The 14,262-nt window shown below is 67.8% G+C and carries 10 protein-coding genes; 1 reads left to right on the forward strand and 9 read right to left on the reverse strand.

Features of this window, described 5'->3' with window-relative positions; all coding sequences use genetic code 11:
- Positions 1-144 precede the first annotated feature (144 nt).
- The 4 genes from WA805_RS01680 to WA805_RS01695 form a co-directional block, all read right to left on the reverse strand.
- Positions 145-2,316, reverse strand: coding sequence for a bi-domain-containing oxidoreductase (locus tag WA805_RS01680; RefSeq protein WP_425241489.1), 2,172 nt, complete (start codon positions 2,314-2,316; stop codon positions 145-147).
- A gap of 70 nt (positions 2,317-2,386) precedes the next feature.
- Positions 2,387-3,550, reverse strand: coding sequence for a glycosyltransferase family 4 protein (locus tag WA805_RS01685; RefSeq protein ID WP_425241490.1), 1,164 nt, complete (start codon positions 3,548-3,550; stop codon positions 2,387-2,389).
- 70 nt (positions 3,551-3,620) lie between these two features.
- Positions 3,621-4,904 carry a glycosyltransferase family 4 protein gene (locus tag WA805_RS01690; RefSeq protein WP_422280776.1) on the reverse strand — a complete coding sequence of 428 codons (1,284 nt, stop codon included), beginning with the start codon at positions 4,902-4,904 and terminating at the stop codon, positions 3,621-3,623.
- Between the two features lie 77 nt (positions 4,905-4,981).
- Entirely contained in the window at positions 4,982-7,186 is a 2,205-nt protein-coding gene (locus WA805_RS01695; RefSeq protein ID WP_425241491.1) for a right-handed parallel beta-helix repeat-containing protein, read from the reverse strand.
- A 194-nt stretch (positions 7,187-7,380) separates the two neighbouring features.
- Between WA805_RS01695 and WA805_RS01700 the strand changes: the two genes are divergently transcribed.
- The gene (locus WA805_RS01700) at positions 7,381-8,088 is read left to right on the forward strand and encodes a glycosyltransferase family 2 protein (protein WP_422287862.1); all 708 of its coding nucleotides are present in this window, start codon (positions 7,381-7,383) and stop codon (positions 8,086-8,088) included.
- A gap of 9 nt (positions 8,089-8,097) precedes the next feature.
- Here WA805_RS01700 and WA805_RS01705 read toward each other — a convergent pair whose 3' ends face one another.
- The 5 genes from WA805_RS01705 to mazG form a co-directional block, all read right to left on the reverse strand.
- Entirely contained in the window at positions 8,098-9,474 is a 1,377-nt protein-coding gene (locus tag WA805_RS01705; RefSeq protein ID WP_425241492.1) for a hypothetical protein, read from the reverse strand.
- 108 nt (positions 9,475-9,582) lie between these two features.
- Positions 9,583-10,182 (reverse strand): RNA polymerase sigma factor, encoded by a 600-nt coding sequence (locus tag WA805_RS01710; RefSeq protein ID WP_422280768.1) that lies wholly within the window; start codon positions 10,180-10,182, stop codon positions 9,583-9,585.
- A 48-nt stretch (positions 10,183-10,230) separates the two neighbouring features.
- Positions 10,231-11,676, reverse strand: a complete 1,446-nt coding sequence (locus tag WA805_RS01715; protein WP_422287864.1) for a sugar transferase — start codon at positions 11,674-11,676, stop codon at positions 10,231-10,233.
- A gap of 295 nt (positions 11,677-11,971) precedes the next feature.
- Entirely contained in the window at positions 11,972-13,336 is a 1,365-nt protein-coding gene (locus WA805_RS01720) for a polysaccharide biosynthesis protein (protein ID WP_425241493.1), read from the reverse strand.
- 144 nt (positions 13,337-13,480) lie between these two features.
- Positions 13,481-14,262 (reverse strand): nucleoside triphosphate pyrophosphohydrolase (mazG, locus tag WA805_RS01725; RefSeq protein ID WP_425241494.1); only part of this gene is annotated, 782 nt, incomplete at its 5' end.

A 14,262-nucleotide genomic window follows, 5' to 3' on the forward strand; every position in this document is an offset into this window, starting at 1 on the left:
GCGCGGCGGTCTGCCCCGGCAGCACCTGGCGCGACCGCCAGGCGCGGCGTAGCGCCTGCTCGCGGGCACGCCAGGTGATCTCGGCAGGTGACATCCTGCCGAGGCGCCGGGCATACCAGGCGAGCCTGGACGTGCCGCCTCCGGTCACACCCGCTCCGGCCGCCCGCTCAGCAGGCTCTCGCCGACCGCGATCGTGGCCCGCGTGGTGGCGAGCAGCGAGTCGGCGCTGATCGGCATCGGGCCGCCGGTCCGCACCGCTTCGACGAACGCCTCCATCTCCGACCGCTGGCCCTTGTCCTGGCCGCCGCGCGCCTTCGTGGCGGACTTGCCGCGCCCGCTCCAGACCGACGCGCTGCGGAAGTTGTCGAGCCTGGCGCTGCGCCCGCCGCCGGTCGCGTCCATCGTCTCCTTCGGGAACCGCGCGTTGCCGCCGGTGAGGTAGGCGATCGTGCCCGACGCGCCGTTGGCGAACAGGAAGGTGGCCTGCACGTCGCCTTTCTCCGGCCCGCGCACCGCGTAGACCTCCTCGACCGGGCTGTCCGCCCACCAGCTGAGGGTATCGATGAAGTGGCCGCCCTCGCCGGTGAACCGGGAGCCTTCGGCCTCTTCGTGGAGGTACCAGCTGTCCTTGGCGAGCGGGCCCGCGTTGACCAGGTAGCGGGTCGAGGCGGTGGCCGCGGCCGCGCCGAAGCCCTTGCGCATCGAACCGAGCAGCGGCGCGAACCGCCGGTTGAAGCCGACCATCAGCCGGTCGTTGCCGGTCGTCGCGATCGCCTCGGCGATCTGGTCGGTCTCCTCGCGGGTGAGCGCGAGCGGCTTCTCGACGAAGACGGCCTTGCCGGTCGCCAGGGCGCGGCACACCAGCTTGGCGTGCGTCGCGTGCCTGGTCACGATGAAGATCGCGTCGAGCGACTCGTCCTCGAACACCGAGTCGGCGTCGGTGGACGCCGTGCTGAAGCCGAACTTCTTCTGCGCGTTGACGGCGGACAGGGACTTGGTGGTGGCGACGTGCGCGAGGTCCGCCGCGGGCAGCTTGGCGAGGTGCGGCAGCAGCATGGAGCTCGCGTAGCTGCCCGCTCCCACGAAGCCGACCGCTATCCGCTGCCTGCCCTTTTCATTGGTCCGAACGTACGGTGTCTTCGCCCCTGGCAGCACCGTCTTCGTCGCCGGGGGCGGCGCGTCCTCGGCCGGCACCGGGTACTCGAGCAGGACGCCGATCGCCTTGAGCGTGCCGTCCTTGAGGTCGCCGTACACCTTGGCCGCCTCGTCGAACGGGAAGACGCCGTCGATCAGCGTCGCGACGTCGAGTTCGTTGCGGGCGACCAGGTCGAGGAACGACTCGAGGTTCCGCTTCTCCGTCCACCGGACGTACCCGGCCGGGTAGTCGATGCCCTCGAGCTCGTAGCGGGTGTCATACCGGCCAGGACCGTAGGACCGGGAGAACCTGACGTCGAGTTCCTTCTCGTAGTAGGCGTTCCACGGCAGGTCGAGCTTCATCTTGCCGATGTCGACGATCCGCGCGCGGTCCCTGGCCAGCTTCACGGCCGCCTCGACCGGGCCGTTGCTGTTCCCGCCGGCGGACAGGAACACGTGGTCGGCGCCGCGGCCGCTGGTGATCTTGGCTAGCTCAGCGAGCACCGTGTCCAGGTCGTCGGGCGCCCCGGCGGCTACGGCGCCCGCCTTCTCCGCGAGCCGGCACCGGTCGGGCACCGGGTCGATGCCGATCGCCTGCACGCCGGCCGCGACGAGCAGCCGGATCACGAGCTGGCCGATCAGCCCGAGGCCGATGACGGCGGCCGTCTCGCCGAGCTGGACCTCGGCCCGGCGCACGCCGTGCATGGAGATGGCTGCCACGGTGGCGAACGCGGCGTGTTCTGGCGCCACGCCGTCGGGGACCTTCGCGCAGAGGTTGACAGGCACCCAGTTGTACTCGGCGTGCAGCGCCTGGTCGTTGCCGGCGCAGGCGACGAGCTGGCCCACCTTGAACTCCTCGGCGCCCTTGCCCACCTCGGTGACCACGCCGCACAGGGAGTAGCCGAGCGGGGTGTAGGAGTCGAGCTTGTTCATCACCTTCTTGTAGGTGGTGACGAGGCCCTGCTGCTGCACCTGGTCGATGACCTTCTTGACCTGGTCCGGCCGCGCCCGCGCCATGCCGACCATCGACATGCTGGCCTCGGTGACCTTCATCATCTCGGTGCCGGTCGAGATCAGCGAGTACAGCGACCGCACGAGCACACCGCCTGGACGGCACACCGGGGCCGGCACGTCGAGCACGGTCAGCTCGCCGGACTTGTAGTTCTGGGCTATCTGTTTCATCGGGTCCTTCGCCAGTGCCCGGTCCCGTTGACCGGGTCGCTCGGTGAGTGCTCGGTGGTAGTCCGCGTGGTCAGTTCTTCGCGGTCAGGCGCTGGTAGACCCCCAGGTAGGCACGCTCCTGGTGGCTCCAGGCCAGGTCGTCCTCGACGCGTGCCCTGCCGAGCTTGCCCAGCTGGGCGCGCGCGGCCTCGTCGTCAAGCAGCCCGACGAGAGCCTTGGCGTACTCGTGGACGTCGTTGGGCGTGGCGTACACCGCAGCATCCTGTGCCGAGACCCGGGTCTCACGAAGATCAAAGGCGACAACCGGCAATTCGAACGCCATGTACTCCATCGTCTTGTTCATCGTAGACACGTCGTTCAGCGGATTCTTGGGATCCGGCGAAAGACCGGCGCTGGCCGTGGACATGATCTTGATCACCAGCTCATCGGGCGCGCGCCCGGTGAACTCGACGTGCCCCTGCAGGTTGAGCTCGTCGCGCAGCGCGACGAGCTCGTCGTAGGAGTCGCCGGAGCCGATGAGAGTGAACGCGATGTCGTCGCGCCCGAATTCGCGGACGATGATGCCGGCGGCGCGCACCGCGATGTCCACGCCGTCTTGCGGCCCCATCACGCCGATGTACGCGACCAGGTGCTTGCGCCCGCGCTTGAGCTCCTCGTCGGCCGGGCCGCGCTTCAGCCGGTCAGGGTTCGGCCCGGTGCGGACGACCGTGACGTCGCCCGGCGACTTGCCGCCGCGCTCGATGGCGATCTGCCGGTAGGACTCGTTCGTCGAGATCACGTGCCTCGCGGTGCGGAACGTCCTGCGCTCCAGCCACAGCAGCCCCTTGAACGGCAGGGCCGGCGGGTGCTCGAAACGGGACAGGAACAGCTCGGGGCACAGGTCGTGATGATCGAACACGAACTTGGTCCGCTCCAGGCGGAAGGCGAGCGCGATCGGCCAGAAGATATCCGGCGGATTGCACGCCTGGATGACCGCGAACCGTCCGTTGCGGCGCGCTTTGAGCGTGTGCCAGGCCGTCGCGAGGAACGAGTACGCGTACTCGGCGACGAAGCTCAGCTTGCTGCCGCCGGGCGCGTAGGGCCGGTACCTGTGGATCTCCACGCCGTCGATGACCTCGTAGCCGGGGTCGCCCTTGCCCTTGGGACACACGACAGCGACCCGGTAGCCCGCCGAAGTGAGGGCCTGGCACTCGAGCCACACCCGCCGGTCGAAGGGCACCGGCAGGTTCTGCACGATAATCAGGATCCGGGTCTGCACACAAAATAGGAGCGCCAGGCGCTGGCCGCTGATACAGCGCGCGCGTTCAGGTTACGCCGACCGGATCCAGCAGGAATGACCTGATCTGCGGGCCTAGGACGGCGGCGGAGTAGTCGCGCCGGAAACGCTCGAGGGCCGCGGTCCCCGCCTTCGCCCTGGCTTCCTCCGATCCGAGCAGTTCAACGGCGATGACCGCGGCTTGCTCCGGGTTGTCGAGCGGCCAGAAGCGGGCTTCGACCCCGTCGTCGGCGAGTTCGGCGATCGGCCCGATGCCCCCGGCGATGATCGGCAGCCCTGCCGCCATCGCCTCGATGATGGCCAGTGAGGACGTCTCGGCGTACGCGGCATGGGCGTACGCGCGGTACCGCGGCAGCAGGGCGCGGACGTCCGTGCGGAAGCCGCAGAGCCGCACCTGCGTTTCCAGCCCGAGCGCGGCGATGCGCTGCTCGAGGTCGCGCTTCAGCGGCCCGTCCCCGTACACGTCGAGCGTCAGGCGGTGACCGGTCTTGCAGGCCGCCGCGAGGGCTTCCAGCAGGAACCGGTGGTTCTTCCTGTCGTCGAGGCGGCCGGCGGTGACGAGGTCCGCGAGATACTCGCTGGCCTGGCCGGCCTCGGCGGCCTCGGCGGCCTCGCCGGCCGGCAGCGGGGCGACGAAGTTGCTGATGACCGTGGACGGCACCCACACTGCATCCGGCAGCCAGGTGAGCAGCGCGTCCCGCGCCCACTTGGTCACGTACACCAGGCCGTCAAGCTGTTGGATGACCTCTCGCTCTGTCTCGCGGATCGCCCGGAACACGCGGCCGTCGCGCTTGAGCTCGCGGCCTGGTTCCGCGTGCTCGTCGGCCTGGGACGTGCGGAAGTGGACGGCCATCACGACCCGCTGCCGCGGGCCCGTGCGGGCGGCGAGCGCGGCACGCGCGTCGAGCGGCCCCTGTGCGTAGATCACGCAGTCGCCGGCCGCGGCGAGTTCGCGCTCGAGGGCGTTGCGCAGGAACACCTCGTGCCAGTGCCGGTACCACAGCACGCTCGCCGTCCCGTGGACGCGCTGCAGCACGAGCCGGGGAGCGAACACCGGGTAGGTGAGCGGCCGGGCCCAGGAGAACGGCGTGACGATCTTTACCGGAGTGCCGTGCTCCCGCAAGAACTGCGCGACCTGCTGGAAATGCGTGTGGACGCCGGTGGTGCCGGTTTCGCGGAAGGTAGTCGAGATGATGACTGGCCGCGGGTCACGGACCGATCCCGCACCAGCTGACCCGGCTGGCTCAGCTGACCCGGCTGGCTCAGCTGCCCCGGTCGCCTCCGGGGCACCGCCGTCACCGTTAGCCACCATAGTGCCTACGACTACCTTCCCTCGGCCCTGGTACTCACCACCGGTGTCATTCTGGGTGCACCGTTACTAAGAACTTGCTAAGAGAAGGCGCTGTTCGCGTCCTGGTCGTAGGGAGCACCGCGCCACTGCGACTGCGACACGTGGGTTCCCTGCAATCCGGCTTCGAAGGACCACTGGCCAGGACCGGTCCAGGTGTAGGTGTTGTCCATCCAGGCGTTGCCCAGGCCCTGGGCCGACTTGCCGATCAGGTTCGCGTAGGAGTCGAAGAACTGCATCAGCGTGGGCACGCCCGCGTTGAACGCGATCAGCTGCTGGAAGCCGCAGTCGTTGGCCGCGGTGCAGCCCTTGACCACGTTGGCGTTGATCGAGAACGTGTTATGGGAAACGGTCACGTTTCGCGACCCGAGCATGCAGTTGTCCCAGTAGTAGGCCGCCGGCTTGCCCGACTTGATGCCGGGCCCGCCGCCGACGTAGTCAGCGGGTCCGCACCCCCCGTAGGCGGACAGCAGCAGGCCCGCGCCTGACGCGTCCCCCGGCGATTTGCTCAGCGTGAAGGAGTGCGCGCTGGCCACCGAGGTGACCGTGCCGAGGAAGTCGCCTGTCGACAGGTTGAACACGGCCATCCCGACGACCGGCGCCTTGACCGCGTCGACGTCGTTCGCCGGACCGCTCTGCCGCGGCTTGCCGTAGTCATCGCACAAGGCCATCAGGCCGCTGTGAGTCGTTACCTGGTCACCGGAAATAGTGGCGTCGTTGTTGGAATCCTGCAGGAAGGTGCCCTGCTGGTAGTAGAGGGTGTCGTTGGTTTCCTGGAGGGCGCCGAGCGGCGTCGCGCAGCTCGCGTCGTGGTCGATGTCACCCGGGTAGCGATTGGTGTCCGTATAGACGGAAACACCGCCGAAGTTGTTGATCAGCTGGTTGCCCGTTATCCATAGGTGACCGCTGTAACGTGAGGCGACCTCGCAATCTGACGCACATCCCGGCACGGTGACCCCGTTGGGCACCTTAATGGGCCCGAAGCTCGCGTTGCCGCCCGAGTTGGCGACATATATCGCGGCCTGCGGATTACCGTAGGACCCCGCGATTATGCCGCCGCCCTGGGTGCAGGTGACGGTGTTGCAGTCGCCGCCCTTGACGCCGGCGGGCCACGGGCCGTCCGAGGGCCAGCTGTTGCCCACCAGCGTGTTGTCCGCGATCCGCGCGTTGTAGCTGGCCTCGTACTGGATGCCCGCGCTCCAGTTCGAGGAAATGTAGTTGTACGAGATATCCGCGCCGGAGTTCAGGAAGTCGAACCAGATTCCGACGTTGTAGTTGTCGTGCACATAGTTGTAATCCACGGTGGCGTTCACGGAATAGAACAGCTTGCCGCCGCCGGAGCAGCCGCATCCGAACTGGCTTCCTCCCGGCCCCTCAGAATCGGGGTACTCACCGAGCCCGTTCCGGCTTATCTCGTTGTGCACGATGCTGACGTTGACGACGCTGCTGCCGTTGAAAGCGCCCTGCGCGTCCTGCGTTAGGCAGTTGTACGCGATGGTAGTGTCATTGCCGACGTTAATAGCGTATCCGCCGCCATTGCTCTCGCCTGTCCGTGGCGCGTTTCCGCCATTGTAACCGTACTCATTCGGGCCGATCGTGTCGTAGCGGTAAACGTCTCCGTCGTCTTGCCCATTCCCGTAATTCGAGTTAATGTTGCCGAGCACAGCGTTGTTCACCGTCGACGCGAAGTTCTCGATGGTGAGGTATTCCCAGGTGTTGTATACGGCGTTGCCTGAACTCGGCTTGCTCGCGAAAGATCCGTTACCGCCGTTCACGCCGTTTATGACGGCTTTTCCGGTCTGCTTGCTGTAGCCGCCAATGTAATAGGAGTGGTTACCCGTATACATGCTGTTGGTAAGCTCATGGACGCCCGGCTCGAAATATACGATCGTGCGGGCGACCTGATAGTCTCCCGCCGACGCGGCGCCAGAATTGTCACCCGCGGGGACAACGATAATCTTTTGCGCGTCAGGGAAGTCGGTTCCCCGCGAGCCGAAAGTCGGCAACCCGGGATTCGCGCCGCTCGTGGTGAAAGTCCCAGGCGCGCCGTCATAGGAGTACGGCGAGATGAGAATCTTCTGCGCGCAAATTGGCGTGCCCGAACGCGGCGCCCCGCCGGCGGCCGCGGGGTTCTGGCTGGTTGAGCCGCTGACACCGGGCACGGTGCCGTTCCAGCTCGACGCGGTGCCGCCGCCGGTACAGCCGGCCACCGCGAGTGCCGGCCCGATGACAAGGAGGAATATCAAGTGGCGCCGCGATCCCGGCCTGATCCGAACACTGCGGGTTAGCGCTGCGAGCACGATCGGTTCCCTCTCTGCGGTTCGGCAAGCGGGGTACCCTGGTTGCCCCATCAGGACGCCCAGTCGTATCAATCACGGTGACCGGGCTCTCTCATAAGAGACCACTCCGGTTCACGAGCGAGGCAGCCAGCATGACGGGCGTGACAACGATCATAACGTGCATGACCGAGGCGGAACGGCCGTTTGTCGCGGATGCCATCCGCTCCGCGCAGCGGCAGACCGTCCCCACCCACATAATCGTGTGCGTGGCGGAGGACAACGAATGGATCGACGATATTCTCGCTTCCCTCGAGCCGGGTGTCGAGCTTCTCCGCCTCGAGCACGCCTGGGCCGGGGCGGTCAGGAACCGCGCGATCGAACGATCGCGAACCGAGTTCGTCGCCTTCCTCGACGGCGACGACGTGTGGAAGCCGGCAAAGATCGCGAAGCAGCTCGACTTCATGACCCGGCACCCCGAACTCGACGTGATCGGCACTAAGCACGTGCTAATACGAGCGGAAGGCACGCCATACTTCTTTGGTTTTGCTAAAGAGCTGCCGATGCCCAGCACCTGGCTGGGCCGAACCGATTTCTTCCTGACGTACCCGTTCGACGATTCCGCGGCTGTCGACGAGGACGCCATTTTCTGGGAAGTGCTCAAGGAAAAGGGGCGCCGCGGGATCATGGACGAGTTCCTGATCAGCTATCGCGTTCGCGAGATCTCGCTGAGCGCGCACGCCCCGAGCAAGCACCGGAAAATCGCCTATGCCCGCAGATCGCGCATCTTCGGCATGCGCCCGGTGCTGCTCGGCGTCTCTTACGCGGTGAACCTCGGGCTGCGCGTCCGCAAGCTCGCCGTCAGCGGCTGACGGCCGCGGCTAGCGTCTGCGGTGCCGTCCGCCGCGGCGTCGCGGGCCGATCGCCGCGTCCAGCGACGCCTGGACGGCGCTCGCCTCCGCCCGCGCCTTGAAGAAGTGCTGCCACGTCAGGACGCAGGAAATCCAGCCGGCCACGGCAGTTCCCCAGATCACGGCCGTGTCGGTGTGCCAGATGAGCGCGCCGCCTACCGACAGGGCGACGAAAGCGACGGTGCCCAAGATGGAGACCCTGAGGCTCCGCTGCGCGGCGCCGAGCGCGTGCAGGCCCGCGTAGCCGCCGGTACTGACGGCCGCGGCGAGCACGCCGACCATAGTCGGCAGCACCACCGGATAAGCGGGCTTCCAGATCTCGCCTATCGCCAGCTGGCCGAGCCCGTGCGGGAGCAGTACCAGCAGCACCGCGCCCCAGGTAACGGCGACCACGGCGAGCGCCGCGCTCACCACCACGCAGAACAAGCTGAGCCGGGCCGGCGCCCGGCTCAGCACCCGGGCGGCTTCCGGTATCAGCACCAGGGACATCGCCTGGAACATGATCGTCATCGGGCCGATGAGCGTGCCCACGGCCTGGATGTAGCCGACCGCGGCCAGGCCGAGGAACAGCCCGACGCCATAGCCGCGAAGCTGGCCGCCCGCGTTCGACACCGCGCCTTCGGCGAGGAACCTGAACCCGATGTCGCGGTGCCTGGCTATCCAGCGCATGCCTTCCGCGATGTTCGGGAGCACCTTGGCCTGCAGGGGCCCGATCAGCGCGGCGATGCCTGCCGTGGCGCCCCACACGAACACCACCCAGAACACGCTGGTCTGCCCGATCTCCCTCAGGAAGATCAGGCCGGGCACCATCGTCAGGCCCCAGATCAGGTCGTTGAGGAATGCCTGGCTGCCGCGGCCGAGCGCGAAGAACGAATAACGCCAGCTGTCCTGCAGCAGCAGGCCGGGGAACGTGATGCCGAGGGCGGTGAACGCGGCGCTCGGCGTCCCGTGCAGCACGGCCCCCGCCGCCAGCGCGAGGACGCCGGCGATGAGGCCGGTCATGAGGGCGGTCGCCGTGCAGCCGGCGACGGCATGCCGCCACACCTGGAGCTTCGCGCCGCTGAACCGCACCATCAGCGGTTCCGTTGAGATCCCGCGTGAAGCGCTGAGCGCGAACCCGTAGGTGATGTAAGCCAGTCCGTACGCTCCGAACTGAGCCGGCGCCAGCACCCGGACGAGGAGCAGGCTCACGGCGACGTTGGTCAGGCTGGAGACAGCCTGGTCCGCCACTCCCCAGCCGAGCCGCCCGATGACGCTGACCCGCTGCAGCCACTGCGCACGGCTGCCGACCGCGCTAAGCCGTCCGACCGCTATCGACGCCATCTCCGGGTCAGCCGCCGTCTTCATGTATCACAAGACCCACTTCATTGCTCACAATGGTCGTGGCACTGGGCGACTTCCTCGGGCGTACCGCCGCCTCAGACGAGCACCGTACGCGCCACCGTGTAACGCCACTCAGGAAGCCTCCAGCAAGACACGGAGCTTTGCCAGGCAGCGCCCGCGGGTCGGACCGATGCTGCCCACCGGCAGTCCCAGCTGGTCGGATATCTCGGCGTAGGAGATGGGCGGGTCGGCCATCAGCAACTCGAGCAGTTGCTGCCACTGCGCGGGGAGGTGCGCCATCGCCTCGCGGACGACTTGCGCGCGTTCGGCCGCCAGCAGCGCCTCGTCTACTTCGGGACCGTGGTGATCGACCCCGTCGAATTCGGCGTCTTCATGGACGAGCACCAGGCGCTTGCGCGCCGCCACGTGCCGCAGGCATTCATTGCGCGCGGTTGACGCCAGCCAGGAACCGATGCGATCGGGCTGCTCGATGCGGTGGATGTGCTCGATGAGCCGCATCCAGGTCGTCTGCACGACGTCGGCGGCGTCGCTTTCGATGAGCTTGAACCGCGCGGTAATCGACCAGATGAGCCTGCCGTACTGATCGACGAGCAGATTCCAGGCCTGCATGTCGCCGGTGGCGGCACGGCGGACCAGGGCCGTGATGTTGGAGCTGTCAGCATTCAGGTCTGCGACCTCAAGGCTGAACAGCTCTTGGGGCATCGCGGTCATGTGATCTCCCTCACGCGGGCACTTCCAGGAACCCGGGCCTCGCGCCGGCTAATACGCACCGGATCCCCTGAACATCACCGAGACCGTCTTCCAGAGGATCAGCAGGTCCAGCGCGAATGACCAGTTCTCCACGTAGCGCAGATCGAGCCGGACCGACTCGTCCCAGGACAGGTCGGAGCGCCCGCTCACCTGCCACAGGCCGGTTAGCCCTGGCCGCACCACGAGCCGACGGCGAACGTGGTCGGCGTACCGCTCCGTCTCGGCGGGCAGCGGCGGCCGCGGGCCGACGAGCGACATCTCGCCGAGCAGGACGTTGAAGAGCTGCGGCAACTCGTCAAGCGACCACTTGCGGAGCCGGGCCCCGATCGCGGTGATGCGGGGATCGCGGCGCATCTTGAACAGCACGCCGTCGAGGTCGTTCCGCTCTTGCAATTCGGCCAGCCGCTGCTCGGCATCCACCACCATGGTGCGGAACTTGTACATCTGGAAGGTACCGCCGTCCTTGCCGACCCGGGTCTGCCTGAACAGCGCGGGGCCGCCGTCGGAGAACCGGATCGCCAGCGCGATGAACAGCATCACCGGCGCGAGCAGGGCGAGCGCGAACCCGGCGGCGCAGCGGTCGAACAGGTCCTTCATGATCTGCAGCGGACCGCTGAGCTGCGGGTGATCGACGTGCAGCAGGGTCAGCCCCGCGGTCGGCCTGATGGTCGTACGCGGGCCGGCCACGTCGAGCAGCGCGGGGGCCAGGCAGAGGTCGGTACCAGTCTTCTCCAGCTCCCAGGCGAGCTGCCTGAGCCGCACGCCATCGATCTCTGGGCAGGAGAGCACGGCGACCGTCTGTGCGCCGCAGCGCCGCACCACGTCCGGCGTGTCATCGAGATCACCGATGACGGGCACGCCGGCCACCTCGGTAGCGAAGGACTCCCCGGTCAGGCATGCGGCCACTACCTCGAGGCCGTGGTAGCGCTCCCGGCGCAGCTCGGTGATCAGGTCGGCGACCGCGGTCTCGTGCCCCACGGCCACCACCGCGGACATCGACCTGCCGGCGTCCCGCTCCCGGTGCAGCCGCTTGCGGAGCTTGTACCTGGCGACCAGGTCCAGCATCGTGACGGCGAGCATGCTGATCAGCAGGTAAATACGCGACAGCTCGTCGTTGGCCACGTAGGAGAGCAAGGCGAGCCCGGCCGTAAGGCTCCAGGACGCGTTCAGCACCTTCCTGAACTCGTCTGAGCCGGTGCCTATGAACCGCGCGTCATAGCCGCCGAAGATCGAGAGCGCGATCACCCACGCGACCGGCAGCAGGCAGCTCAGCACCAGGTACTTGACGGACGGCTGCAGGCCGAAGCGAAGCAGTGCGGCCCCCGCCGCGGATACCGCCGCGACCACGAAGTCAGCGGCAGCCGCCCGGCGCCGGTAACTACGGGTCCACGCGGCCGGTCCGCTCGTGAGGTGCTCGGCGAGATGATCACTCGCGACCGCAACAGAATCCGACACACCTACCCCGCTCATCCATCACAACGGCACAGCGCCGCCGGGAAACAGCTGTCACTTCAGCCACAGCTCTAGCTCTTGTATGAGTGACGCGCAGTCGAGCCGACTGGTTTACACCGATGCACTCACATGGCTAGCAGTATCAGTAAATGTCTCCCGAACAGGGAGTGTTTACAAGTTTCGATACTGCTTCAACGTCAGCTCAGACCCACGAGCACTACAGCGGACCCTGGGTCAGGGAACTCCTAAGATGCTTCACATAGTCACGCAAAGATCATCAACAGCAGCGGTCAGATAGCTAGCGACCAGCCTCGCCAATCGCTAAGTTACTACTTTCACTGCCCCACTTCTGGATGGTTCGCAAGATTTGACAGTGATCCGCCGTCAGGGTCGCGACGTGCCGACTGGCGATGCGGGCGGCTCTGGTCAGCGCCTCGGGCGGGGCGGCGGCGAGGGTGGCGTCGAGCAGCGCCCAGGACAGCTCGCGAAGGGCGGCGCGGATCCGCTGCGGGTCGTCGGTCTCGCCACAGATCGCGACCAGTTCGGCGGAGAGCCCCGCGGCCCGCGGCTCCGGCGCGAACTCGGCCTCGAAGACGTTGGTCATCGGGCACTCCGACGGCACCGCGGCCGCCGCCTCGAAGGCGTTCAGCAACGGGCTCAGATCCCCGGCGGTCGCCGGATCGTACAGCCCGGGGAACGGCACCTCTTCGTAGCCTGGGTCGTACCCGCTGAGGTAGACGGGGGCGCCGGAATCCCGCGCGGCCAGCACGCCGAGGGTGAGGTCGAGGAGGCTGACCGGCCAGCCCAGGTCGGCGATGGCACGTATCGGCAGCCGGCCGGGGCGCGCGCGGCCCTTGTCGAGGGCCGACAGCATCAGCAGCTGCGCGGACTCCACAGCGGACTGGACGTAGAACGCGATCTGCGGGCTGTGCAGCCGGATCACCGCGGACGACGCGGCCCAGTCCTGGAGCCGCTGATGGATGATCGAGTTGTCCACGACGTGGGTGAACCTGACCGCGGAAACCGGCAGCGCGCCGGACGCGGCGAAGCCGAACGCCACCCACTCCGCGACGCGCTTGGACGCGGTATAGACGTCAGGGGAGAACGGCCGCAGCGCCTTGCCGGTCGAGGCGCACACCACCTGCCCGGTTCCCGCGGCAGCCGCCGCACCGAGCACGCTTCTAGTGCCCAGCACGTTAGTGGTCACCGTGTGGTGCACCTGGGTCTCGGCCTGTCCCGGGTCCCGCTGGGAAGCCACGTGGAAGATCAGGTCCGGCCTGATCTCGCCGATCAGCGCCTCCATCCGCGCCTGGTCCCTGACGTCGGCGTACAGGTACTCGGCGCCTGGATGCCGTGGCCAGCCGCGGGTGACGCCGCGGGTGACGCTGACGATCCTGGCTGGCCTGAACGCGGCAAGCTGCGTGATCAAGGTGGATCCGACGCAGCCCGTACCCCCGGTGACCAGGACCACCGCACCGTCCAGGCGTTCGGCCAGCCGGTCCCTTGGCAGGCAGAGCTCACGCTTGATCACGGACAGGAAGCGCTCGTACTCAGTCCTGGCCTCCTCGCGCCGGCCGGCCACCAGGCGAGCGGTCAGCTCCCTGAGCCGGCTGACCTCCGCCGCGTCGAGGTCTTGCTGCCCCGGTGCCACCGCTGCGCGCATCTCATTGATGATCGCTTCCACCCGTATCGTCCCTTCCGCCCCAAGGAAACCTTGTAACGAGGACGCACAACGAACCACCGCAGAGCACAGCAACCGGCTTTCGAGGCGGAGTCGTAATAATCCGGTGCCGTGGCAGAGACCGGGTCAGCCGCCGGATCGTTCCCAGGAGCGAACCCGCTCCGCGAACCGGCGGGCCGCAGCGCGCAGCTCGAACTCGGGATCGAGCCCGGTGGCCTGGGCCCGCGCCACCACCCGCATCAGCTCCTCGCCGATCTCCCCGGCGGCACCGTCCCCGGGAGGGTCGCTGGCCGCGAAAGAGTCACCGGGCATCCCGGCCCGTTCGGCACGCCGCTGCAACTGCGCCGCGAGCGACAGCGCGGGCTGCCCGAACGGCACCCCGTCGAGGACGGACGGCGCCCCGCCGCCGGCCGCGGCGGACCGCTGCGAGCGCTCGGCTTTCTTGATCTCTTCCCAGTTGCGATTCACGTCGGCGGCGGACGACACGGCCGTCGAGCCGAACACATGCGGATGGCGCCTGATCAACTTCGCCGCGAGGGTGTCGGCAACGTCGTCGATGGTGAAGCCCCCTTCGACGGCGGCGCGCTCCGCCGCGATCCGCGCGTGGAACAGCACCTGGAGCAGGACGTCGCCGAGTTCCTCGCACAGCGAGGCCGGGTCGCCGTCTTCCACGGTCTCGACCGCCTCGTAGGCCTCCTCGAGCAGGTACCGCACCAGGGACGCGTGCGTCTGCTCCCTGTCCCACGGGCAGGACACGCGAAGCGTGTCCATGATCGACACCAAGTCGAGGAGGTGCGCGCCCGGCGGCTCCTGCGCTCCGCGCAGCACCCGGACCTGGATTCCCGCCGCGGACAGCCCGGCGAGCAGCTCCGCGTCCGCGCCGTCCCCCGGCGGCGGCAGCCACACCG

Origin of the sequence: Trebonia sp. (assembly GCF_049794275.1) — a bacterium.
Taxonomy (GTDB): Bacteria; Actinomycetota; Actinomycetes; order Streptosporangiales; family Streptosporangiaceae; genus Trebonia.